A 23,356-nucleotide genomic window follows, 5' to 3' on the forward strand; every position below is an offset into this window, starting at 1 on the left:
CCTACGATGAACCACGCTTTGGCCTGGGGAGCGATGCGACCAGCTCGCAGAGTGCGCCAACCGGCAAGCAGCAGAAATAGCGGCCCCAGCACGGCGAAGATCCAGCGCGGCTCGATATTTGGCATCAACTCACCACCTTCGCTAGCAACCGCGCCTGCCGGCTCGAAGGCGCTGCGCAATTGAACATCACGCTTCCCGGTTGCAGCAGGCTCATGTAGAAGGCCGCAGCGAAACGTTGGCGTTGTGTGTTCTTCTGCAGCACGGTAGCGCAGTGCTCGGGCGTAGGCGATGCGCCCACGACATAGCGTGTGCCAGCGGCGAATTGCGCTTGGTTCTGCTGCCACCAGGCTGTGAGTTTTTGCAGGTCGGGCCAGCGCAGGTCTTCGTCTTCGTCGAGGGCCACATCGTGATCGTCAGGGTCGCCATTGGGGCCGGTGGGCTCATCGTCGGGTGCGTCGCCGTGCAGATGATTCCAGGCGAGGTCGATGCCGGTAATGAAGCTGAAGGCTTCGCCAGCCACGCGGGCGTGCAGCTTTGATTCCATTTGCTTGAAGAGCCAAGGCATCACCTGCACATCGCTTGACCAGCCTGCTGCAAAGATGAGAGTGCGCGTGTCGGCGCCCTGTGCAGCGAGCTGCTTCACGAGCTTGCGCGCGGTGGTGTTGTCGCTGGTGAACAGGGCGATCGCCAGCGCTTGCCGCTGGTGGGGGCCAGGCTTCAGCGCCAATGTCTGCACGCAACGCAAGGCCTCGGCCCGGTCGCCCAGCAGCACTGCAGAGCGTGCCGCGCACAGGGCCACAGCGGGTACCGCATCAGCAATATGCGCCAGGCAGGCCGGCAGCAGGTCGATTCGACCCAATTCGCCCGCTGCGCGCAAGGCGCATGCACGCAGTCGCGGGTTCGGGTCTTGCAGTGCTTGGACAAGTGCAGTCCCCGGGTCGACCCGATGCTGCGCGCACGCCACCAAGCCGAGCCAGCGGGCGGCAGGCGAAGGGCTGGCGAGCAGAGGCCCGGTCAGGCCGCGCAGGAGCGGCGCCGCAACCCAGCCGAAAGCTGATGCGAGTGCGCGAGGGGCATCAGGCACGGCATCGAGCAAAGACAGCAAATAGTCGATCTGAGTGGCATCGCGCCGCTCAATGGCGAGGACGCAGGCTACGAAGAGCTGCCCCACGCCAGGTACGTCGAGCGTTGCGCGACTGAGCGCCACAGCGGCGTCACCGGCGATCTGAAGTCCATCAAGGTGGGCCACCAAGCGCTCGTCGGCTCGGGCCAGGTCTTTGAGTTTCACGTGGGGTGCGCGTACAAGCACGCCGCGTACCGAGCGCAGTGAAACCGCGTCGTCGAGATGCTGTGCGAGCACCGGAGCGATCACGGTCATGCGGCAAAGCCCGGGGCAACGACACCTACGCGGAAGAGCCGGTTGTTGATCGTGCTGTAGAGAATGAAGAGGGTGAATTCCGGTTCGTTCCAGCTGGCGGTACCGCTGAAGTCTTCATCGTCCTGAGAATCGGGCGCTCGGCCCAACTTCTGTGCTGCCATCTCGGGCGAATCGTCGAAGCTCAGCCCGCAGGGGAGCGAACCGAGCCAGCCGCGCCCGCCGAGCTCTCGTTCGCGCAGGAAGGTGATGCTCGACAACAGCGTGTCGTCTGCGTTGCGGGCCTTGCGTTCCTTGGGTGCTGAGAAGTTGACGATCAGACCGTAGGGATTGCTGAAATCGGCTTCACCAGAATCGCGCACCTCGTCGATGTGTTTGCTCAGACCCAGCGGCCTCAGCTCCCGGCTCAAGGCCGGGTCATCGAGCGGGCTGCCAAAGAGGGCGACCAGACTGTCGGGCGAAGGCACTGCCGCCAGCGCATAGGGTAGGGGCGGCAGCGGCGGCTCAGGCAGCATGCACAGCACCACGGCGATGCTCTGCTCGCCCTCCACATAGCCGACGGTGATGCGGGCCTCTGGGGTGTCCCAGGTGTCGCGCGTGTGCGAGTGAAGCGTAGCGTCGTAGGGCGACATTTTCTTGCGCACCGCCGCGCGGCCGTCGGACTGCTTCAGCCCGAACGGTAGCTCGCCCGCATATGGGCGCACGCCTTGATGCTCACCGTAGAAATACAGCTCAGTCAGCAACATGGGGCGCTGGCCGTGGGCGGTTTCGTCCTGGCCCAGCCAGGCTGCTTCGTCGTCGAAACCGAACTCAATGCCCTCCCGCGAGTTTTTCACCCACGACTGGGTCTCCACGACCGGGCCATCGGAATCGTCTTCGTCGATCTTGACGGCGGGGCGGTTGCGCACTTGGTAGTGCACGAGTGCCGCCTCCACGGCAGGATCGGTTTGGCGAGCGCCCAGTAGCGAGAGCAAGTCTTGAGGGTTCATGGTGCGATCAGTGCTGACGGCGTATCCAGCTGAATCTAAAACTCAACACCCGGCAGGGTCACTGAAAACGTGTTGAGCGATTGGCAGTCTTTGGGATAACGGGCCACGACTTCTTGCTGCTGGCTGGTCCAGATGTCGACTGGGTGGCGCTCGCCGGTGGTTGTTGGCTTGCCTAGCAGTTTGCGCACGGCATCTTGCGACATGGTGGCCGCCACACCCAGGGGCAGCTTGCCCGCGTAGAGATCGCGCCCCTGAGATTTGCCGAGCTTGGCGACAACCCCGCTCAAGATCAAGGGACCTTCGCCGACGTCTTGATCTTCGAGTTTCTTCAGCGAGGCTTCGTCGGTCAGGATGAGTTCGAGCCCGTGGCCTTTCAGCTCGAGCTGGACGCTGGTCTCCTCGTCATCGAGCTTAGGCAGCTTCTTGACTCCCGCGGCTGCAAGGGCGGCCTTCAACTGCGGGTCATCCTGGCTGGTGCCAAATAGTTTCATCCAGGCTTCAAAGTCCATGTTCACCTTTCGTTGTGTCGGATTCAAGGGTGATGATGTTCGGTCTATCTGGCGCTAGCTCAGACACTCGTCAATCGTGTCCTTGATGAGTTTGTCATGATCTTGCGCCCTGACTTCCTTGGCGGCTGCTCGGTAGGCGTCTGCGCAAGCGGCTTTTGGAGGCCCGTCGAGCTTCTTCTGGATGCGCGCCAAGTCTTTGTTGGCAGCGCTGTTGAGGTTTCCGGAGTCGGTTTTGATTTGCGCTTGGGTGTTGCGAGACCCGCAGGTGCGGCTGGTGCTGCGGTGAAGGCTCTTGGGAATGGCGATGGTCAGCGCACGGTCCTTGAGTCTATTTTTGACGCACTTGCGGACTGCCTTTGAGACACCCTTCATGTCTGGAGAGTTCTGCGCCGCATGGTTCATTGCCGCATGAGACGGCACGTGGTCGCGCTCAAACTTCGGCGCGGCCCGCTTCTTGTTGAGCTTCGAATAGCTACCGACCTCACCGCACTTCAACCAAGGCTTGGTCGTCGGCGCCTGTTTGTTCTTCGAGGTGAGGGCATTTTTTTTCTTAGCCACCGTTGTTGCCCATGGTGTCGCCCAGCAGCTGGACGTTCTTGCCTTCGAACTTCACGTCCATCGACCCCGGCGCGATGAACTCGGTGGCGCCTTGCGTCACAGAAGAGATCAAACCGCCACCCGTGCCTTGGCTGGCCACGTCGGGTGAGGGCTGGCTCATGTAGAACGAGCCCTTGATCGCCACTTTCTTGCCTTCGATCTTCACGGTGGAGGTCGCTTCGTCGAGCCGGTCAGCCGAGCGGCCGATGTTGGGCAGCGGCGCGGGGATGAACGGTGCCGGTGGCCCGGGCATCTTGCAAACGTTGGGCACGTCGGCAGGCGACATGTCCATGCTGCCCTCGGTGACGGGCGTGTTGGGTGGGTTGACGCCGACGCTCATGATCAGGCGAGTGAAAGGGTGACGGCCGAGCGGTAGCCGGCGTCGGAGCCGGCCCACAACAAGGGGTAGAGACCTTTGGCGTAGCCACGCTGCTTGGAGGCAATGGCCAGTGCCAGGTACAGCGGACCTGAGGCTGCGCCCACGTCGCCCCAGCAATCGGCGGGCGAGAGGTAGTTGTTCGCGTCTGCGAAAGCATCCTGTGTACGCAGCTGCGCAAAGGCGAACTCTTCATTGCGAAAGCGCTCACCGTTGAGATCGCAATAGCTGAGGCTGATTTCCTCCTGCGGCAATTTCTGGCCTTGTGTGGCCGTGGCAATGGCCGCCGTGAGCCCCGCGCCCACGCACGGCTCGGTGGCACGCAGCGGGTGAGGCTCTACGGCAGTGGCGGCAGCCCTGATCTTGGCCAGCACCGGCAAGCCGGCGCCTGTGGCCACGGCCTCGCGCACCAGCAGGCAGGCGCCTGCCGCTTCTCCGGGTGGAAAGCCGCCCCGGATCTGGCTGCTCTTGAGCCGACGGTGCAGCTCTAGCGAGCGCATGGTCTGTGCGTCGTGGTACGAGTCGACACCGATCACCAGCACGGCTTGGCGTTCGCCTCGCTCCAACCACTGGGCCGCGGCTTGAAGTGCCATCAGGCCGCTCGCATGGCCGCGCGACAGGGCACGCACTGCGTCGCGTGGCAGCTGGAGGTGGTGGGCTTGTGCATCGGCCAGCGCGGCCTCGATGTCGGCGCTCAGCCCGGGGCGCGGCTCGGGCAGCGCGAGCAAGCACGCGTCAGGCGTGATAGCACCCGCCGCGGCCATGGCTTCTGCGCCTGCGGCTTGCAGCATGGCGAGCAGGCGCTGGTCGAGCGGTGTGTCTGGCGCAAGCGTGGGGTCGGACGCAAACGATATCGGCTCGCCCCCGCTGTCAACAAAGCTCGAGTGCAATGCGAGCCCTGAGATGCCGCCGCGCACGGCGGCGGCCGTGGTGGCTGCGTTTGTGCCGACCGAAGTGCGCGCGCCCACGCCAACCACGCAGATTTCGTCGGCGCTACTGCGCGCCCAGGAAGAGACCTTGATGGGTGAGCTGCTCATCATGTGCCCCACTTTTCGAGCACCAGCGTTTCGTCCAACTCGTCGGCGTTGCGGTTGCACACCAGCGAGGTTTGCCAGGCCATCATCACGCGTGGCGCATTGGGCTCGATGACGACGGAGCAGAGCTGCCCAGCGTGATCCATGCGCTCGCTGCCGAAGCGGGTGCGAAAGACCAGGCTCAGGCGTGGCAGCTCGAAGGCCAGCGAGCCGCTTTCAGACATGCCTGTCACTTCGATCTGCTCGCCGCCGGTGAAATAGGCGCTGGCCTGCTGATCTGCGGGCGAGCAGTTGTGATATCGGGTGTTGAAGTCTTCAGCCCAAAGGGGAAAGCGATCGCGGCGCCAGGCATCGTCATATGTGCCTGCAAGTTGGCGGCGCGGTGACCAGGCGCAGTCAACCACGTTCAAGCCAGCCGGCGCAGGCCTGTCTTTCCAGCCACTGATGAGCTGGGCGGGATATTCGACATTTGGTAGCGCCAGGCCTTCGCAGTTCTCGACCCGCGCAGCAAAGCCGGCGCCCACGGGGTTGCGGTCTTCGAGCCTGTGATCCTCAGGGTTTGAAGCCGAGCGATCCCAGCCGCCATAGGCGCGCTCGTAGGTGAGTGGCATGCGCTCAAAGGCCTTGGGCTCAGACATGCGTGGACCGAGCAGCCCGGACTCCCACACACGGTCACCGGTGACGCGCAGGCGCTTGTGCAGTGGGCCTGCACGCAGCGAGACTTCCATAGAGGTGGCGAGGCGGCCTCGGGGCGCGACGGCCTCGCCTTGCACCAGCACGTCTGTGGTGGCCTTCAGGCCAGCCAGATCGGCTTCGTACTTGAGGCTACTCGTTCCGAACTCGCCATAGGGCAGGGCGACCTGATGCACCGGCTGATTCTCGGCAGCCAGCTGGCAACGACCGTCGGGCCCGATGTCGAACGTGGCTTTCACCACCACCAGCCAGATCTTGTTGCCGTCTTTGTCCATCACCCAGCCATAGTCGGCGGCGAAGGGGGTTTGATTGGCGACGTGCCACATGGCGCTTGTTTCGTCTCAGTTCAATTGAATGGAGCCGCCTTTGACGCGGTTTACCCCGGTGGATCGGCTCGAGACGTAGTTGCCTTCGATCAGCACCTTGCCCGCTTTGGTGAGCGTGATGCTGGCCTCGCCGCACCGCAGCACCAACTGCTCGCGTGCCGAGACGACCATGCGCTCACCGTCTTGCTCAAGCTCGACAAGGCCGGGCGCATTCAACCCCCGATGCGATTCATCATGCAGAACGCCCATCACGATGGGGAGCGCCGGGTCGCCGTTTTCGAACGAAAGCACCACGGTCTGACCGACGTGCTCACCGCGCAGGTCGACCACTGAGCGAGCGTACGCGGCGGTGCTGCCGGCGCAAAGCACCAAAGGCGATCGCCCCGTTTCAGCGATGGCCACCAGCGTGCCGGTTACCACACCCGGCAGGGAGTTGGATTGCAGCCGCGCTGTGCGCTCGCGCAGCAGCGGTGCCAGTACGTCGGCTTCTTGCGCAGAGGCAAGCGGTGCCAGCAAGTCAGCTGTGCCTTGCGCGTCGGGTGTATCGAGTGTCTGTTCTCTGCGGCCCATGAGCCACCTCGTTTCTGAAAGTGGTTGGGATCGCGTCAGTTCTGAAGAATCTTCGAGCCCTTCATCACGATGTCGCTGCTGGCCTTGGCGTTGATCTTGCCGGAGCCTTCGATCGTGATGTCCTTGCCCTTGATGGTGATGGTGCCGTCTTTCTTCATCGTGATGCTGGCACTGCCGGTGGTCAGGGTGATGGAGTCGGCCGCGGTGAGGGTGAGGTTCTTGCCGACGGTCAAGGCATCGTCTTCACCGACCGACGTGGTGCGGCCCTTGCCAACCGTAGTAGCTTGCGCACCACCCACGCTCACGCTGCGGTCTGCGCCGATGTCACTGCTTTGCTTGCCGCCGACCGAGTTGGTTTGGTCAGAGCCGATCGTGTTGCTCTGGTTCGCGCCAACGCTGGTGGATTGGTTCGCACCGACGGAGATGCTTTGCGCGGCGCCTACCGCGATTTCCTGCGCGGCACCGATGGCAACGCTCTCGTTCACGCCCACCGCGCGGGTGCGCTGCAGGGCAACCGTCTCGGTCTTGCTTGCGCCGATGGTGACGGTGCGGTTCGAGCCAATGGTGATGCTCTCGTTGGCGCCAACCGTTTCGGTGCGGTTCGCTCCAATGGCGATGTCTTCGTTGGCACCCACGCTCTCGTTGCGGTTCACTCCGATCGTGATTTTTTCGTTGCTGCCGACGCTCTCGGTGCGATCGACCCCGATCGTGATGGTCTCGTTGTTGTCTACCGTCTCGGTACGGTCATGCTTCACATGCACCGTCTCATCGTGGTCGATGGTCTTGGTGCGGTCGTGCCCAACCCAGTGCGTCTCGTCGTTCTCGACCTCGATGTCTTGATTCTTCTCAGCGTGTATCCAAAGCTGCTCCGACCCCGCCTTGTCTTCGAAGCGGATCGCGTTGGCATTGCCATACCCACCACCCTTAGATGAGCGCGTGAGGATGCCGCTCTGCGTGGCATTGGCTGGCAAATCCCACGGCGGCATCTGCTCGGCGTTGTAGACGCGGCCGGTGATCAGCGGCTGGTCGGGGTCGCCTTCCAGAAAGCCGACCACCACCTCTTGCCCAATGCGCGGGATGTGGATGGCGCCGAAGTTCTTGCCGGCCCACGGGTGCGACACGCGCACCCAGCACGAGCTCTTGTCGTTCTTGGTGCCGTAGCGGTCCCAGTGAAACTGCACCTTCACCCGTCCGTACTTGTCGGTGAAGATCTCTTCGCCGCTTGGGCCGACAACCACCGCGGTCTGCGGGCCCTGCACAAACGGCTTGGGTGTGCGGCGGGGCGGGCGGAACTGCTGCTGCGAGGGAATGGCTGAAAAGTGGCAGTCGTAGCCGCCGCCACTGCTGCCCGATTCCTGGGTGTTCACGTGGGCATGCACCGTCAGGGCGGTGATGAGGTACTCGGCGTTTTGATCGTCGCGCGGGTGATGGCTCAGCTTGAGCAGGCGGCCCACTTCGATGCTGTGGCCGTTCGACGTGCCCTGCAGCGTTTGAAACCGCGTCTGCATTTCATCCATGCGGTCTTCGGCCAGCTGGGTGCCATCGGCGCCTTGAACGTAGTCACCCTGGAAGTCAAACATCTCGTAGTCAGCGAGGTCATGGCTGCGAGAGGTTTGCTTGTCTACCTTGAGGGTGGTCGAGGGGCGCTCGAAATCGTAGCTGGTGAGCACGGTCTTGCCGGTCTTGACCTCGCGCGAGAACGTCCAATTTGAGACGTACTCGGTGCCCGGAAGTGCGCTCGCCGCGCCTTCGTTGTAGGGCAGGGTGTCGTGCTCGGGCACGGCATCGTGAGCGCTTTGCGAGTCGACAAGAATGAGCTTGTGCTGCCCATCGGCATGCTCGAAGTACCAGTAGATGCCTTCGTGCTCCAGCAGGCGCGAGACGAAATTGAAATCACTTTCGCGGTACTGCACACAGTAGTTCCATTTGCGGTAGCTGCGGAAGAGCTTGAATTCGAAACTTGCGACGCTGTGGTCGTCGAACACCTTCTTGACGATGTCCGGCACGCTCATTTCTTGGAAGATACGGCAGTCTGACGTGCGCGTGAGGAACCAAAGCCACGGCCTCACAGTGGCCTGGTAGCCGTGGTGGCGACCGCGGTGCGAGCCGGTGGCAAAGCGTGTGACATAGCCGTTGAAGTAGCGCTTTGCGTCATTCGCCAGCTCGACCACGATCGTGACCGACTTGCCAAGCAGGTCTTCGGGTGAGAGGTCGGGTGAGGGGCTGATGAGGGTGAGCTGCGTTTCGTCCAGCATGCTCAGGCCCGCAGAGACCGCCATTGATTCGAAGATCAGGTCTGTGGCAGGAAGAGGCGAGGTGAGTGTGATGGGCGCTGGCATGCTGTGGTGTCCAGAAGACGAACTCTCCGATGAGGCACCGCCAGATTAGGCAGCCCCCCCGTTGCCGTAAAGCGACGAAAGTCATGTGCGGCGCGGCTCCGCGCGCGAACTTTGGTCACTCGACCTCGCCTTGGCGAGCGCGCTAAGGTGACCCGCGCAACAGGAGGCGTTCCATGTTCATTTGCGTTGACGGCTCAGGGCCCTTTTCGGGTGCTGAGTACCGGTCCGAGTTTGCCAACAGCTATCTGGCGCAAATCGTGCGCCACAACACGCAGGCGTTCGCGCGTCGCGCCATCGGGCCGAACATGCTGGGCTTGCGTCAGGTCACGCCCGAGAGTCTGGTGGGCGTGATTCGCCGCCGCTACGACGAAGGCGCAGATGACGCCGCCGACACCACCGTGTTTCTTGGCGGCTACAGCCGCGGCGCGGCCACTGTCGTGCACGTTGCCGCGCTGCTTGAGAGCGAAGGCATCACCGTAGACGCGATGTTCCTGTTCGATGCGGTTGATCGCAGCCCGTGGATCGGCGATTCACTGCCCGATCACAACGTAGACGTCGTGCCGGCCAACGTGCTGCGCACCTATCACGCGCGGCGCGATCCGCATGGTGAATCGCGCATGTCCTTTGATTCGACCGCCACCAGAGCAGCAAGGCCTGGCTCCTACGAACAGGCACTCTTCATGACCACGCATGGCGGCATGGGCGGCTGCCCGTTTGGCTACACGGGGCTGGAGACCGGCCGCTGGACACTGGGCGACGAGTACGTGAACCCCGCCACCACGGCAGCCCGCAGAGACTGGATCCGGCGCCATGGCGTGCTCTGGGAAGACAGCCTCGAGGTGGCTGCCGCACTGGCCACCGGCGACCCGTCCGATGGCGTGAGCGCCTTGACCATGGCCCAGGAAGAAGCCGGCTCGGCCGCCTGCGTACGCTGGATGTGGCCGCATCTGTTGAGCCACGGGGTTGTCACGGCCGGCTCTACGCCTGTGCCGGCCACGCGTCGCGGGCACTTTGAAGAACGCTACTGAAGCTTGGCTTCCTAGGGCGATTCAGGCGTGGGCTGCGGCGACCAGCCAGCCCACTACCGGTTTGCCGCCCTCAGAGCGTAGCGTCTCTTTGCGCACGACCAGCTCGCGCAGGCCGGCGCCGCTTAGCATCTCGCACACGTAGTCGCGCTGATGCGCATACCGACCATGAGGCTGCAGGTGGTAGGGTGAACCTTTGTCGGTGGGCTGTGCTTCGACGGTGAACACCAGGTGCCCGTTCGGCCGCAGCGACTGCGCCGCGGCCTGCAGGGCATCGCCGAGCTGGCCGAAGTAGCAAAAGGTGTCGGCGCAGATGAGTGCGTCCCAGCGCGCCGAGTGGCCTCGCAGGTGGGCCACCAGCTCGGCGTGGTGCAGGCTGTCGTACACGTGGCGCCGCTCGGCCTTGTCGAGCATGCCTTGCGACAGGTCGCAGCCGCTCAGGTCGCGTGCCCAGTCGCGCACCATGGGTCCGCACAGGCCTGTGCCGCAGCCCAGGTCGTGGATGTCGAACTGCCGTGCCGGTGACGGCAATAGCTCGCGCAAAAGGTCGGCTACCAGCTGCGGCGCGCGGTAGCCGAGCGCCGTGAGGTTGGCGTCGAAGGTGGCCGCAAAGGCGTCGAAGGTGCGCTCTACATAGGCATCGCTCGCGCGCTCGGGCACGGTGCCGCCGGAGCACGCCGCGAGGTGGTGCTTGATAACGGGGTTGTCGGGGTCGCTGGCCAGCCATTCGCTGTACAGCTTGGCGGCTTCGTCGAGCCGGCCCAGGTTCACCAGCGCCTTGGGCACTGCGTTGCGTGCCTGCAGGTGGCGTGGCCACAGCACGATGGCGCGGCTGTGGGCGGTGAGTCCTTCGTCCACCCGGCCTTGCTCGAGCAAGGTGAGCGACAGGTTGTACCAAGCCTGCGCAAACTCCGGGTTGACCTCGATCGCACTTCGGCACAGCGCTTCTGATTCAGCATGCTCGCCGCGCTTGCGCAGCATGGTGGCGAGGTTGTTGAGCGCATCGATGTTGTCGGGCCGCATCGCCAGGCTCTGGCGATAGGCGGTGATGGCCTCGTCGAAACGTTGCGTCTCAACCAACACATTGCCCAGGTTGTTCAGTGGCCCGGGCTGGCCCGGCAGGCCGGCAATGGCCTGGTGGATGAGCGCGAGCGCCGCTTCGCTGTGGCCGCGCGTGTGCTCCAGCACGCCGAGAAAGTGCAGCGCATCCGGCTGGCCCGGCCAGCGTTGCAGCACCGAGAGCAACACCGGCTCGGCGTCGTCGAGCTTTTTGTCACGCAGCAAAATGACGGCGCGCTGCAGCATCTGGCGCTGCGCCAGGCGCGCGGCACCACTGAGAGGTCTGGCGGTCGGCTGCGGTTTAGTCGAACCCATAGGCGAACTCGCCGGCATCGACCGTCAACGCCACCTTGCCCAGCGGCTTGCCCGAGGCCAGGCGCGTGAGGTACTCATGGCTGATGCGCGGCAGCACGGTGTTGGTGAGCAGGGCATCGATCACGCGGCCTCCGCTTTCCACTTCGTTGCAGCGGCTCACCACGAGTTTCACCACTTCGTCAGTGAAAGTGAAGGGCACGTCGTGGTTGGCTTCCACGCGCTTCTTGATGCGGTTCAGTTGCAACCGCACGATCTGGCCCATCATGGTTTCGCTGAGCGGGTAGTAGGGGATGGTGACGATGCGGCCCAGCAGCGCGGCCGGGAACACCTTCAACAGCGGCTCGCGCAGAGCCTTGCCGATGGCCTCGGGCTCGGGCATCAGCTCGGGGTCTTTGCACAAGCTCATGATCAGGTCGCTGCCCGCGTTGGACGTGAGCAGGATGATGGTGTTCTTGAAGTCGATCATCCGGCCTTCGCCGTCTTCCATCCAGCCTTTGTCGAACACCTGGAAGAACAGCTCATGCACGTCAGGGTGGGCTTTCTCCACTTCGTCGAGCAGCACCACGCTGTAGGGCCTGCGGCGCACGGCTTCGGTCAGCACACCGCCTTCGCCGTAACCCACGTAGCCAGGGGGCGAGCCTTTGAGCGTGGAGACGGTGTGCGCCTCTTGGTACTCGCTCATGTTGATGGTGATCACGTTTTGCTCGCCACCGTACAGGGCCTCGGCCAATGCGAGCGCGGTCTCGGTCTTGCCCACACCCGAGGTGCCGGCGAGCATGAAGACGCCTATGGGCTTGCTCGGGTTGTCGAGCATCGCGCGCGAGGTCTGGATGCGCTTGGCGATCATCTCCATGGCGTGGTCTTGCCCGATCACGCGCGCACCCAGCAGCTTGGGCAGGTTGAGCACGGTCTCGATCTCGTTGGCGGCCATGCGGCCCACGGGTATGCCGGTCCAGTCACCGACCACGCTGGCCACGGCTTGGTAGTCGACGGTGGGCAGGATCAGCGGGCTTTCGCCTTGCAGCGAGGCCAGCTCGTCTTGCACGCGCTTCAGCTCGGCCAGCGTTGCCGCGCGGTCGGCATCTGACAGTTTTGGCGTGTCGACCTCGGCAGCGGCTTCAGCTCCCTTTTCGAGCTTGCTGCCTGTGCCCTCCACCGGCTGCACGGAACCGCGCAGCTTGGCGCGCAGGTCTAGCAGCTGATCGACCAGCACCTTCTCGGCTTGCCAACGCGTTTGCAGCTTGTCGAGCCGCGCGCGCTCGGTGGTGAGCTGCTGCTCGACCCCGGCCGAGCGCTTCTTGGTGTCGATGCCGATCGCGTCTTCGCGGCCGATGATGCCTTGCTCGGTTTCAAGCGCTTCTATGCGCTTCATGCAATCGTCGACCTCGGCCGGCGTGGCGTGCAAGCTCACGGCCACACGGGCGCAGGCGGTGTCGATCAGGCTCACCGACTTGTCGGGCAATTGCCGGCCCGGGATGTAGCGGTGCGACAGCTTCACTGCGGCTTCTAGGGCTTCGTCGAGGATCTGCACCTTGTGGTGCTTTTCCATCGTCGATGCCACGCCGCGCATCATGAGAATGGCGCGCGGCTCGTCGGGCTCGTCGACAGTGATGCTCTGAAAGCGCCGTGTCAGCGCTGGGTCTTTTTCGATGTGCTTCTTGTACTCGGCAAAGGTGGTGGCGCCGATGGTGCGCAGCTGGCCGCGCGCCAATGCAGGCTTCAAGAGGTTGGCGGCATCGCCGGTGCCGGCTGCGCCGCCGGCCCCCACCAGCGTGTGCGTTTCGTCGATGAACAAGATGATGGGCTTGGGCGAGGCCTGCACTTCGTCTATGACCGAGCGCAGGCGCTGCTCAAACTCGCCCTTCATGCTGGCGCCGGCTTGCAGCAGGCCCACGTCGAGCACGCGCAGCTCTACGTCTTTCAGCGAAGGCGGCACGTCGCCGCGCGCAATGCGCTGTGCAAAGCCTTCAACCACCGCCGTCTTGCCCACGCCGGCCTCGCCGATCAGGATGGGGTTGTTTTGCCGGCGGCGCATCAAGATGTCGACCACCTGGCGTATCTCGTCGTCGCGGCCCACGATCGGGTCCATCTTGCCGCCGCGTGCCTGCTCGGTCAGGTCGGTGGTGAACTTCTTGAGCGCTTCTTGCTTGCCCATGGCTGCAGGCGCGATGGCACCGCTGGCTTCACCGGGTGCGGCGCCGCTCTCTGTGGCGGCCTGAGCTTCTTCGGGCGAGCCGCCCAGCAGCTTGTGAAAGTTTTCGCTCAGGTCGTCGATCTGCACGCGCTCAAACTGCTTGCTGATGGACAACAACACATTGCGCAGGTTCTTGGTCTTGAGCAGGCCAACGATGAGGAAACCGGTACGCACCTGCGTGCCGCCAAACATCAGCGAGCCGTAGACCCAGGCGCGCTCGACTGCGTCTTCAACAAAGGTCGACAGGTCGGTAACCGACGAAGCACCCCGCGGCAAGCGGTCTAGCGATGTCTGCAGGTCAGACACCAGGTTGGACGCGTCCATACCGTAGTGCTTGGCAATGCGGTGCAGGTCAGAGTCTTGCGTCTGCAAGATCTGGAACAGCCAATGCTGCAGCTCCACATACGGGTTGCCGCGCAGCTTGCAGAACACGGTGGCGCCTTCGATGGCTTTGTAGGCCAGCGGGTTGAGCTTGCCGAAGAGAGCGGAGCGACTGATTTCAGCCATGGTGTTTCCCCTTGAAGGATGAAGCCGGGTTCAGGCGAAGCTCGCCGCGGTCGGGATGAGGTGTTTTGCGGCCCAGCCAGGTGGTGCGGCCGAGTGCAGCTGTGCGGCCCATGCCCAGGGCGGGCACCTCGCCGCCCTTGAGTACGAGTTGCACGTCCCACAGCATGTCGAAGCCCAGCAGCTGGCGCATCCAATCGCGCAGCTCCGCGAGCGACGGCTGGCCGGGCAAAAACTGCTGATATTGCGCGAGCGTTAGAGGGCCTATGTGCAGACGCAGCTTGTACTGGCGGTCCCACACCTTGGCACCGGCCACGACCGACACGCCCAGCGGTGCGCTGCGTCGAGCGCCCGGGCGGCCGAGGCGGCTGCGGTCTACGTCGCGCAGCGGCATCCAGTGGCCGACATAGGGCTCGACGCGCAGGGGTACACCGAAATACTGACGCAGCACCTTGGCAATGGACTCCGGGTTGCGCGTGGCGCGGGCGAGATGACCGGCGGAGTAGCGCTTGGCCGCGTCGGCCACGGCGTCGCCCTGGCGCAAGGTGGCGGGTGCCTGGCCAAACAGCGCGCTCACCCACTTGGCAAACTGGTCGTCGCTCGGCCGGTCAGCTTGCACGGCCGGCTGGCTCTGGGCCCAGGCACGGTAGAAAAGCAGCAAGGCGCGATGGTGAAACACATCGGCAAAGCGCGCGAAGGTGGGGTCGGCGTGGTTGCGCAGCCGGTCACGCGCGTACTCGGTGATGTGCAGCGGCAGCGGGCCCATGGGCCCGAAGAGGCCGAAGAAGCGCGCGCCCAGGCGGGGTGGTTTGCGGCTGTCGGTCTTGAACGACATCAGCGCAGCGGGCGCGAAATCAAGCTCCGGGTCTTGGCCCATGCGAATGGGCTCGGCACTCGGGCGCAGCGCACTGCCCAGGCGTGGCGAGCCGGGCGAGAGCGATTCCATCTGCCGCAGCACGGCGTAGAAGTCGTGCGCCCAGGGCTCGGCCGCAAGGCTCGCGAACAGGCGCTCGCGGCGCTCGTGGAGTTGGCGGGGGTCGGTGCTCATGCAGCTGAGCTCGAAGACTGGGCGCCAGTGAAGAGGACGCAAAGGGCGCGAAGGGAAGACGCAAAGCTCGCAAAGAATGCAAACCAGTCTCTTCTTGGCGTCCTTTGCGTCTTCCCTTCGCGTTCTTTGCGTCCAAAACAAGCTTGTCCGCTGTCGCGGGATTGCAAGACTGAGATGTCCGGCGATGTCATAGCACGGCGTGGGAACCGATGCGCGGCTTGTTGCGCATGATTTCGCCGCGTGAGGCCGAGCGCAGCACGGTTTCGCAGAAGCTGTTGGCAGCCGCATGCCGTGCGAAGAACCGATCGAGCACGTTGCCCAGCAAAAACGCACTACTGCCCTGAAAACCCAGCTCATCGACCAGCGCCGTCACCTCCACGCCACAACCAAAAGTGAGCGGGCCGGGGAAGGGCAGGCGGCGCACGACCGACTTGGCCTCTACCCACTGAATGCTCTCGATCTGCTTGGCCCAGGCCACGTCTTGCTCGGGCCCGTGCAAGGCGAGCAGAGTGCGCAGCGCGGAAGCTGCGCGTTTTGGGTCCTCGCCCGCGATGCTCAGGTAGTTGAGGGTGAGCAGGCTGACCATCGACCAGCCGAGGTCGCCACGCGCCATGCGCTGCACCGGCCGCGTCGGGCCGCGCAGCGTTTCGATGCGCCCTGCGGGCCCAGCCGCATCGAGCACCCAGGTGGTGGCGCTGCCGGGCAGCAGGGTGGGCAGGTCGCGGTTGGTGACCAGGGCGCTGATTGACAGCTGGCGTATGTCTTCGCGGTAGGGCGCATTTTTGGGGTCGACCAGCGAAAGGAAAGCCTCTTGCCCGACATAGGCCGAGCGTGGCCCCTCTTGGCGCTGGCGAGCAGACATCATGCGCGGCTCTCGGCGCACGGTGTAGTAAGCGCCTTGGCTCTTAGCCGTCTCGTGAAAGCTCGCATAAAGCGGCATGAAGCTCTGCTCGGCCACCTGGGCAATGCCATAGCCGGTGACAGCTTCGAGCGTGTGGACTTCGTAGTCCATGGGCCGCGTGCGGTCGGGCACCACGTGGTGCTCCCAGTTGCTTGTGCCCGAGGTCGCGAGCTGAATGCGATCCAGCCGCTTGGGGAACAGGTTGACCGCGGGCGTACAGAAAAGCGCGAGGCTGCCGGCGTCTACCAGCGATTCAAGAGCGGCCTCCCCGCGCGAAAACAAGATGACGATCTCGGCTTCGGCGCTGTCGAGCAGGGCCAGTCGGCGTGCGAGATCGTTGACTTCGAAAAACAGAAAGCGCTGCGGCATTGCGGCCAGCTCTTGCAGCAAGCGGTGGCCACTGAAGCCGCGCAAGGTTTCGGGCAGCAAGGCATGGTCGTCGTCGTAGCCGACGGGCTTCAGCGAGTCGCCATCAGAAAAACCTGAAGCCGGGCTGCGGCCTGCGCCGGAATGCACCCAGGTGCCCACGGTGCTGCCCAGCGCCAGCTCGTGCAGGCGGAAGGCCACGTCGTCAGGTGCCGAAATGAAGAAGGGAAGTTTGTCGAGCTTGAGCTGCTTGAACTTGAGCCCGCCGTGCAGCTTGAGCTTGATGCGCAGCCCGCCGCGCAGCTGGCGCGCCACCGGCAAGTGGGCCAGCGGCAGGTCGGGCGCGTGGCTGAAATACTGCACCGAGTCGATCTCGATGGGCCACAGCGTGACCTCGTGTGCAGTACGAAATTCGCAGCGCGTGCCCTGGCCGCGCGCCAGCTCACTGGTGAGCGCGCTGCCGCGCTTCAGGGTGAAGCCGCGCGCCAGATTGGGGTCTAGCGGGTCGGGCCGCATGCGCGCGATCATCATCGACGGCACTGGCGACAAGAAGCCGGGGTACACGGTCTCCAGCAGGTGCTGCACGAAGCGCGGGTGCTCGGCGTCGATCTTGAGCTGGATGCGCGCGGCCATGAAGGCAAAGCCTTCGAGCAGGCGCTCCACATACGGGTCGGACACTTCGAGCCCATCGAGTGAGAGCCGTGCCGCGATCTTCGGGAACTCGGCCGCAAACTCGGCACCCACTTCGCGCAGGTGGGTGAGCTCGTCGTTGTAGTGGCGCAGGAGGTTAGGGTCCATCTCAGTGCCCGCCCGGCCGCCCGAAGGGCGCTGAGCGCCCCCCCGGGGGGCAGTGAACGAAGTGAGCGTGGGGGTGGTTCATCGTCAGCTTTTCCGGCGTGAAGGACCGCTGCTGCTCGCGTCACGCACCTCGACCTGGCCGGCTTCGAGGTCGACCTGGGTGCGCAGCAGCAGCTCCAGCGGCACTGGCTGGGCCCACATGAAACCGTGGATCTCGAACTCGATCACGTTGTGGGTGTCGAGCACGCTGGAAGATTCGAGCGCTTTCACTTCTAGCGAGTCTTCCATCACGCGCGGCTCGAAGCGCAGGATGGCCTGCTTGATGGTGCGCTCGAGCACGCTCACGTCTATGCGCGAGGCCAGCTGGCCCGACATGGCGGGCAGCCCGTAGTTGAGCACTGAGTCGGCGGCCTGCGGGTATTGCGCGGCCACTTCTTTGCTGAGCGGCTGCACCGAGTTCAAGAGCCAAGACAGGTCACGCAGCACCGCCTCGCGGATCTGCGACTTGTTCATCATGCGGGCGTCGTCGGCTTCGACGTTAGATTGCGGCGCCAGGTCGGTCAGGCGATCCAGCAATGCCGGTTGCAGCCGATCTCTGAGGTTCATGTGGCGAGGGTCAGCTTGATCTCTCTCGCTTCGAGCAGGCCGAGTTCGGCACTGCTGGTGGAGAGGATGCGCTGGCCCAGCCCCGCGTATTGGTCGGGGCCCAGCTCCAGCCATTCGGTGGCACGCGCCATCTTGAGCTTGCCATCAGGCTGCTCGCGTGTGCCGGGGTAGCAGGTGGGCACGAGGGCGACCGAATCGCCGCCATTGCTGAAGGTGAGGTGTATGGGTGTCCAGACCATGTCGCGCAGGTCTTCGGGCGCGTCGACGGTGATGGCCGACAAGGCGCTGAATGGCACCCAGGTGTAGCGCCCGTTGAGCACCACTTCGAGCAGCGGGCCAAGTCGAGAGTCGGCGTCAGCAATCCAGTCGAAGGCTTCGCCGTTGAGGCTGCCAGCGGTCGCAGGGGCTTGCTCGAAAGCATTGGCGCGCAGGTGCTGCGCTTGGGCATGCTGGCCTTGTGCTTCCTGGGCCAGGGCTTCGATCAGCATCGCCACCCAGGCGGCCGGTTGGCCGAAAACCACGGGCGTGGTCTTGCCAGCAAATACCGAGCCGCGCACGGCTTCGCATTTGATGGCTTCGCGGTAGGTTTGCACCATGGCCAGCGTGCCATGGTCGAGCTCGCCGCACACGTCGAGTTGAGCCATCGCGCGCTCCCACTGGCCCAGCACGCTGAGCAGCTGGAACAGAAAGACGCGCAGCTTGGCGTCGCCCGGCTTCTCGCGCACTTGGGCTTGCAGTGCCGCCAGGGCTTGGGCAGGGTCGCCGGCAGCCAACAACTCTTGAGGGGTGGCCATGTCGTCAGGTGGGCAAGATTTCGTCTTGGAAGCTGGTGCCGCCGCCGCGCTGGCCTGCGCCAGACTGCAGCTCGTAGCTGACATCGACCTTGGTGAAGGCGAAGGTCACGCGTTCGACTGCGTCACCGCTTTCGCCGCACTCGATGTCGTACGAATGCACGCGCGCGTTGCTGAGCTTGACGGTGAAGAAGTCGCGCTGGCCTTCACCGGCCTTGCGCATGGCCAGCTTGGCTTCTTTGACTTCGTCGTTGGTGGCCAGCACCGACATCAGCGCGGTCGACGACGAGTCGATGCGCTTCGTGACGGTGAGGTTCTTGTAGCTGCGCCGCCCGGTGGCTTGCGCCGAGCCGAGCGCTGCGCTGGCCGACAAGCCCCAATTCCAGCCGTGCACGACGATCTCGTCCTTGTGATCGATGGATTGGCTTTCGCCTTTTAACTTGCCTGCGCGTTTGGTCTGCACGCTCAGGAAGACGTCAGCTCCCGAGTGGCTGCTGGGGTCGCGAGAGTTTTTTTCGGCAGGCATGGCATGTGTCCAAAGGGGGTTGATTCAAACGCCGCAGCGAGCGCCGGGTTCAGAGGCTGCGAAGCGGCCCGGTTCTGGCGCCGGAAGGTTCGTGCCGGTAGTAGTCGCCGTCGTACTTGCGGTCGTCGAGCCAGCCGTACACCGTCTCGGGCCCTGTGTTGCGCTGGTTTGCGACCGCTCCATCCACTGGCGCGTACAGCACCAGCGCCATCTTGGAGCAAAAGGCTCGGCCGTTTTGACCCTTGGCCACCAAGCAGGCGTGAATGCTCACGGTGTCGAAGTAGGGCTTTAGCGGGGCCAGCTTGCTCAGGTTCCAGGGCATCAGGCCCTCCTTGCCAATCTGCAAGTAAGCAGGCGCGCCATGGCAGTAAATCATCAGGTTCAGCGAACCGCCTTCCTTGTGCTCTTCGCACCAAGACTTGCTGTCCGACACCATTTCGGCGACCGGCGTGCTGGGGCCAACCAACATCACGGTGGCGTCCCACGGCGCGACGTCATTGGCGTCTATGCGGTTGTCTTTCCAGGTCAGGGTCGGCATGAATCAATCTCCAAAGCGAGCTGTCGGGGGGGAGCCCGCGCGACCCTGATCGGGTCTCGCGGCTTTGCACCTCCGCCCCGTTGGTGGAACGGGCTTATCGCGTCTCGGTGGTCGCGGTGTTCCAGCCGAACTTCACTTCGCCACCCAGACCGCCCTTGTCATCCTGGGCCTTGTAGGCGAACTCGACGTCTTTGTACGACAGACTCACGTTCTCCAACACGTCGCCGCCTTGCGCTCCGCTGGGCTGAACGCTGCTGATGAAAACTTCTTTCAAGGTGATGACCAAGAAGTCTTTCTGCCCTTCGCCAGCTTTGCGTGCCGTGAGTTTGGCGTCCTTGAAGTGTTTGCCACCTACGCAGTGCTTGGCCAGCACTGGAGAAGACTTGTCGTACTGGTGAACGAAGTGAAATTCACCGGGTGTCGCCTTGCCTTTGCCGGAGCCGCCGCCCGAGCCTGCGCCAGACGCCTGGGTCACACCCCAGCTCCAGGACAAGACCTCGATCTCGCCCTTGTGATCTTTGTGGGTGGCTTCGCCGTCGACGCCATCGAACTTGAAATGAAAGTCTGAACTCATGATGAAAACTCCTTGGGTGGTATGAAGAGAGAACTGCCTGCGCTGGTTGTGACGCTGGTGGCAAAAGAACGCTCGATCGATCGTGGAAAGTGATTACTGCGCCTTGTTCGAGGGCAGCTTGGAGACAAGACGCAAAGACACCGTGAGCCCTTCGAGTTGGTAATGGGGCCTCAGGTAAAACTTTGACGAGTAGTAGCCGGGGTTGCCTGGAATTTCTTCCACAGTCACTTCAGCCGCCGCGAGTGGCTTTTGTGATTTGGTGGTTTCCGACGAATTGGCGGGGTCGCCATCGACGTAATTCATGATCCAGTTGTTGAGCCACTTGGCCATGTCTTCGCGTTCCTTGAAGGAGCCCACCTTGTCGCGCACGATGCACTTCAGGTAGTGCGCGAAGCGGCAGGTGGCGAAGAGGTAGGGCAGGCGTGCTGCCAGGTTGGCATTGGCCGTGGCATCGGGGTCGTCGTATTCGGCCGGCTTCTGCAGCGACTGGGCGCCGATGAAGGCAGCAAAGTCGCTGTTCTTGCGGTGCACGAGCGGCATGAAACCGTTCTTGGCCAGCTCGGCCTCGCGACGGTCGCTGATGGCGATCTCGGTTGGGCACTTCATGTCGACGCCGCCGTCATCGGTGGGGAAGGTGTGCGTGGGCAGGCCTTCGACCGAGCCGCCCGACTCGATGCCGCGAATACGCGAGCACCAGCCGTACTGCTTGAAGGAGCGGTTGATGTTGACCGCCATGGCGTACGCCGAGTTGGCCCAGGTGTACTTGGTGTGGTCGGCGTTGGCGGTGTCTTCTTCGAAGTTGAACTCTTCGACGGGGTTGGTCTTGGCGCCGTAGGGAATGCGCGCCAGGAAGCGCGGCATGGCCAGGCCGATGTACTTGGCGTCGTCGCTCTCGCGCAGCGAGCGCCAGCCGGCGTACTCCGGCGTGGTGAAGATCTTGGTCAGGTCGCGCGGGTTGGCAAGCTCTTGCCACGAACCCATTTGGGCGAGCGCCGGGTCGGCGGCCGCGATGAAGGGTGTGTGTGCAGCGGCAGCCACCTTGGCCATTTCGCCCATCAGCTCCACGTCTTGGGGGCCGTGGTTGAAGTAATAGTCGCCGACCAGGCAGCCGAAGGGCTCGCCGCCGAACTGGCCAAACTCTTCTTCGTACACGCGCTTGAAGATGGGGCTCTGGTCCCACGCGGTGCCCTTGTAGCGCTTCAGCGTCTTGCCGAGTTCGGCCTTGCTGATGTTCATCACGCGAATCTTCAGCTGCTCATCGGTCTCGGTGTTGTTGACCAGATGATGCAGGCCGCGCCAGGCAGACTCGATCTGCTGGAAATCAGCGTGGTGCATGATTTGGTTGATCTGCGAGCTGAGCTTTTCGTCGAGCTCGGCGATCATGGCTTCGATTGAGGCCACGACATCGCTGCCGATCAGCTGGGTCTTGCTCAGCGCCTGCTGCGCGAGCGTGAGCACCGCGGCTTCGACGGCGGACTTTGCTTCGTCACTCTTGGGTTTGAATTCTTTGTTGAGCAGGCTGGCGAAATCGCCGCCCTGGAATTCAACGCCTTGCAACGCGGTGGATTGACTTTGTGCTTCTGCCATTTGGGTTCTCCGTGGGTTCTGTTACGGCGTGCGGGGCGGCTTACTCGGCCTTGGGCTCGTCAGCCGCCTTCTTGGCCGTGGCCAGGCTGGCAAGCAGCGCTGGGTCGGAGATCACCTTGGCCAGCAACTCTTCAGCGCCGGTCTTGCCATCCATGTAGGTGATGAGGTTGCTCAGCTGCTGGCGTGCGGTCAGCAGTTGGTTGAGCGAGTCGACCTTGCGTGCCACGGCGGCGGGCGAAAAGTCGTCCATGTTTTCGAAGGTGATGTCGACGCTCATGTTGCCTTCGCCGGTCAGGGTGTTGGGCACCTGGAAGGCGACGCGCGGCTTCATCGATTTCATGCGGCTGTCGAAGTTGTCGACGTCGAAGTCGAGCAGCTTGCGGTCGGCCACGGGGGGCAGCGGCTCGGCTGGCTTGCCCGAAAGGTCGGACAGCACGCCCATCACGAAGGGCAGCTGCACCTTCTTCTCGGCACCGTAGAGCTCCACGTCGTATTCGATCTGGACACGGGGGGCGCGGTTGCGGGCGATGAATTTCTGACTGCTGGTGGCCATGTGGATCTCCTTCGGGCTGGGGTTTCAATACCTCCGTTCGCACTGAGCTTGTCGAAGTGCCCGCACTACGGCGCGCATGGGCTTCGACAGGCTCAGCCCGAACGGAATCTCATTCATTCAGATTGCCGGCGATGTTTTCGATCTGGTCGATGCCGGCCGGCGCCAGGTCGCGAATGATGTCGAGAAAGTTCTTGCCCATCAGGCGCTTGGCGCGGCGTAGGAGCAATGGTGCGGGGTTGGTGGGCTCGTTGCGCTCCAGCCATTCGCAGGCGCGGTCTAGGCTGCGCATCACGTCTTCCCGGGTTTGCAGCGGGCCTGAGGCAGCGCGTGGGGCAGCACCGGTTGCACCGCTGGCGGCGCCGACGTCGGATTCAGATGCCATGGCACCACCTTCAGCCTGGGTGGCCACGTTGGCCAGGGTTTGCGTCAGCACGCGCAAGGGGCGGAAGTCGGGGCCTTGCGCCGCGCTGACCTTGTTGCCCAGGACGGTTTCGATGCGCATCACTTCGGCGTGCACCTGCTTGAGGGCCGCCAGCACGCCTGCGCTCTGGCCTTCGGCCGCCTGCACGGCTTGCACCGCGCCATCGAGCGTGGGCGCGGTTTCGTCGGAGCGGGGTTCTGCCTTGCCGGCTGCCAGCTCCAACTGGCGCACCGTGAGCGCGGCGCGGCCGGTGCCGACCAGAGCGGCACGCAGGTCGGCCAGGCCGCTTTCGGCATCGACCAGCGGAGCGAGGGCATTGAGCCGCATCGTGGGGTCGTTGTTGTCGTCGGCGTCGAGTGCGGGATACACATGGTCCCAGTGGCGTTCGAGCAGGCCGGCGATCAGCGAGAGCGCGCTGGCGTAGGCCACCACACCTTGCTGGCGGGCACCGGCACGGGCCAGCAGCACGGCCACACGCACGTCGCGGGTACGGCGGGCCAAGTCGGTGGCTTGCTCTTGCACCACGCGCCAATCGGGCTCTTGAGCGGCAATCACGGTGTCGCCGAACTGCTGCTCAGGCTTGCCTTGTGCCGCTTCGCCGAGCGACAGGAAGACGGGGTCGTATTCCAGGTCAGCGCCGCAAGGCGTGTCTTCGCCGAGCGAGGCCAGCAGGTCTTCGACGGGCAGGGCGTTCATGTGAGGCTGCGTTGGAGTTGAATCACGATGGGTTGGACTTTATGGA

At 63.9% G+C, this 23,356-nt stretch carries 22 protein-coding genes; 1 reads left to right on the forward strand and 21 read right to left on the reverse strand.

What is annotated here, in order from left to right:
- Nucleotides 1-124: 124 nt before the first annotated feature.
- Genes AC30QB_RS19460 through AC30QB_RS19500 form a run of 9 tightly spaced genes read right to left on the reverse strand, consistent with a single transcriptional unit; the run spans nucleotide 125 to nucleotide 8,808 of the window.
- Nucleotides 125-1,378: a TIGR02270 family protein gene (locus AC30QB_RS19460; RefSeq protein WP_489547920.1), complete on the reverse strand. Its 1,254-nt coding sequence runs from the start codon at nucleotides 1,376-1,378 to the stop codon at nucleotides 125-127.
- On the reverse strand, nucleotides 1,375-2,364 hold the full coding sequence (locus AC30QB_RS19465) for a hypothetical protein (RefSeq protein ID WP_489547921.1): 990 nt from the start codon (nucleotides 2,362-2,364) through the stop codon (nucleotides 1,375-1,377). Before AC30QB_RS19465 ends, AC30QB_RS19460 begins: the two co-directional genes overlap by 4 nt.
- Before the next feature lie 35 nt (nucleotides 2,365-2,399).
- Nucleotides 2,400-2,873 (reverse strand): hypothetical protein, encoded by a 474-nt coding sequence (locus AC30QB_RS19470; protein ID WP_489547922.1) that lies wholly within the window; start codon nucleotides 2,871-2,873, stop codon nucleotides 2,400-2,402.
- Nucleotides 2,874-2,927: 54 nt separating this feature from the next.
- Nucleotides 2,928-3,431, reverse strand: coding sequence for a hypothetical protein (locus AC30QB_RS19475; RefSeq protein WP_489547923.1), 504 nt, complete (start codon nucleotides 3,429-3,431; stop codon nucleotides 2,928-2,930).
- The gene (locus tag AC30QB_RS19480; protein ID WP_489547924.1) at nucleotides 3,424-3,810 is read right to left on the reverse strand and encodes a PAAR-like domain-containing protein; all 387 of its coding nucleotides are present in this window, start codon (nucleotides 3,808-3,810) and stop codon (nucleotides 3,424-3,426) included. Before AC30QB_RS19480 ends, AC30QB_RS19475 begins: the two co-directional genes overlap by 8 nt.
- Nucleotides 3,811-3,812: 2 nt before the next feature.
- Entirely contained in the window at nucleotides 3,813-4,883 is a 1,071-nt protein-coding gene (locus tag AC30QB_RS19485) for a beta-ketoacyl synthase N-terminal-like domain-containing protein (protein ID WP_489547925.1), read from the reverse strand.
- Nucleotides 4,883-5,899, reverse strand: a complete 1,017-nt coding sequence (locus tag AC30QB_RS19490; RefSeq protein ID WP_489547926.1) for a DUF2169 family type VI secretion system accessory protein — start codon at nucleotides 5,897-5,899, stop codon at nucleotides 4,883-4,885. Before AC30QB_RS19490 ends, AC30QB_RS19485 begins: the two co-directional genes overlap by 1 nt.
- A 15-nt stretch (nucleotides 5,900-5,914) precedes the next feature.
- On the reverse strand, nucleotides 5,915-6,469 hold the full coding sequence (locus tag AC30QB_RS19495; RefSeq protein ID WP_489547927.1) for a DUF6484 domain-containing protein: 555 nt from the start codon (nucleotides 6,467-6,469) through the stop codon (nucleotides 5,915-5,917).
- 35 nt (nucleotides 6,470-6,504) lie between these two features.
- Nucleotides 6,505-8,808 (reverse strand): type VI secretion system Vgr family protein, encoded by a 2,304-nt coding sequence (locus AC30QB_RS19500; RefSeq protein WP_489547928.1) that lies wholly within the window; start codon nucleotides 8,806-8,808, stop codon nucleotides 6,505-6,507.
- A gap of 173 nt (nucleotides 8,809-8,981) precedes the next feature.
- On the opposite strand from AC30QB_RS19500, the gene AC30QB_RS19505 reads away from it, so the two are divergent.
- The gene (locus tag AC30QB_RS19505; RefSeq protein WP_489547929.1) at nucleotides 8,982-9,836 is read left to right on the forward strand and encodes an alpha/beta hydrolase family protein; all 855 of its coding nucleotides are present in this window, start codon (nucleotides 8,982-8,984) and stop codon (nucleotides 9,834-9,836) included.
- Between the two features lie 21 nt (nucleotides 9,837-9,857).
- Here AC30QB_RS19505 and AC30QB_RS19510 read toward each other — a convergent pair whose 3' ends face one another.
- The 12 genes from AC30QB_RS19510 to tssA form a co-directional block, all read right to left on the reverse strand.
- Complete coding sequence (locus AC30QB_RS19510) at nucleotides 9,858-11,207, reverse strand: tetratricopeptide repeat protein (RefSeq protein ID WP_489547930.1); 1,350 nt, start codon at nucleotides 11,205-11,207, stop codon at nucleotides 9,858-9,860.
- On the reverse strand, nucleotides 11,194-13,908 hold the full coding sequence (tssH, locus tag AC30QB_RS19515) for a type VI secretion system ATPase TssH (RefSeq protein ID WP_489547931.1): 2,715 nt from the start codon (nucleotides 13,906-13,908) through the stop codon (nucleotides 11,194-11,196). The genes AC30QB_RS19510 and tssH overlap by 14 nt, the downstream gene beginning before the upstream one ends.
- Nucleotides 13,901-14,953, reverse strand: coding sequence for a type VI secretion system baseplate subunit TssG (gene tssG, locus AC30QB_RS19520; RefSeq protein WP_489547932.1), 1,053 nt, complete (start codon nucleotides 14,951-14,953; stop codon nucleotides 13,901-13,903). Before tssG ends, tssH begins: the two co-directional genes overlap by 8 nt.
- 187 nt (nucleotides 14,954-15,140) lie before the next feature.
- A complete protein-coding gene (gene tssF, locus AC30QB_RS19525) occupies nucleotides 15,141-17,018 on the reverse strand; it encodes a type VI secretion system baseplate subunit TssF (protein WP_489547933.1) in 1,878 nt (625 codons plus the stop codon).
- Between the two features lie 84 nt (nucleotides 17,019-17,102).
- Nucleotides 17,103-17,624: a type VI secretion system baseplate subunit TssE gene (tssE, locus tag AC30QB_RS19530; RefSeq protein ID WP_489547934.1), complete on the reverse strand. Its 522-nt coding sequence runs from the start codon at nucleotides 17,622-17,624 to the stop codon at nucleotides 17,103-17,105.
- Nucleotides 17,621-18,418, reverse strand: coding sequence for a type VI secretion system accessory protein TagJ (locus AC30QB_RS19535; RefSeq protein WP_489547935.1), 798 nt, complete (start codon nucleotides 18,416-18,418; stop codon nucleotides 17,621-17,623). Before AC30QB_RS19535 ends, tssE begins: the two co-directional genes overlap by 4 nt.
- Nucleotides 18,419-18,422: 4 nt before the next feature.
- Nucleotides 18,423-18,941, reverse strand: coding sequence for an Hcp family type VI secretion system effector (locus tag AC30QB_RS19540; RefSeq protein ID WP_489547936.1), 519 nt, complete (start codon nucleotides 18,939-18,941; stop codon nucleotides 18,423-18,425).
- Between the two features lie 49 nt (nucleotides 18,942-18,990).
- Nucleotides 18,991-19,479: a hypothetical protein gene (locus AC30QB_RS19545; protein ID WP_489547937.1), complete on the reverse strand. Its 489-nt coding sequence runs from the start codon at nucleotides 19,477-19,479 to the stop codon at nucleotides 18,991-18,993.
- A gap of 94 nt (nucleotides 19,480-19,573) precedes the next feature.
- On the reverse strand, nucleotides 19,574-20,053 hold the full coding sequence (locus tag AC30QB_RS19550; protein WP_489547938.1) for an Hcp family type VI secretion system effector: 480 nt from the start codon (nucleotides 20,051-20,053) through the stop codon (nucleotides 19,574-19,576).
- Nucleotides 20,054-20,146: 93 nt separating this feature from the next.
- Nucleotides 20,147-21,640, reverse strand: a complete 1,494-nt coding sequence (gene tssC, locus AC30QB_RS19555) for a type VI secretion system contractile sheath large subunit (protein ID WP_489547939.1) — start codon at nucleotides 21,638-21,640, stop codon at nucleotides 20,147-20,149.
- A gap of 40 nt (nucleotides 21,641-21,680) precedes the next feature.
- On the reverse strand, nucleotides 21,681-22,193 hold the full coding sequence (tssB, locus tag AC30QB_RS19560) for a type VI secretion system contractile sheath small subunit (protein ID WP_489547940.1): 513 nt from the start codon (nucleotides 22,191-22,193) through the stop codon (nucleotides 21,681-21,683).
- Nucleotides 22,194-22,302: 109 nt separating this feature from the next.
- Nucleotides 22,303-23,310 (reverse strand): type VI secretion system protein TssA, encoded by a 1,008-nt coding sequence (tssA, locus tag AC30QB_RS19565; RefSeq protein WP_489547941.1) that lies wholly within the window; start codon nucleotides 23,308-23,310, stop codon nucleotides 22,303-22,305.
- Between the last annotated feature and the right edge of the window lie 46 nt (nucleotides 23,311-23,356).

The organism is Rhizobacter sp. (assembly GCF_046595475.1).
In the GTDB taxonomy this organism is placed as follows: Bacteria; Pseudomonadota; Gammaproteobacteria; order Burkholderiales; family Burkholderiaceae_C; genus Rhizobacter.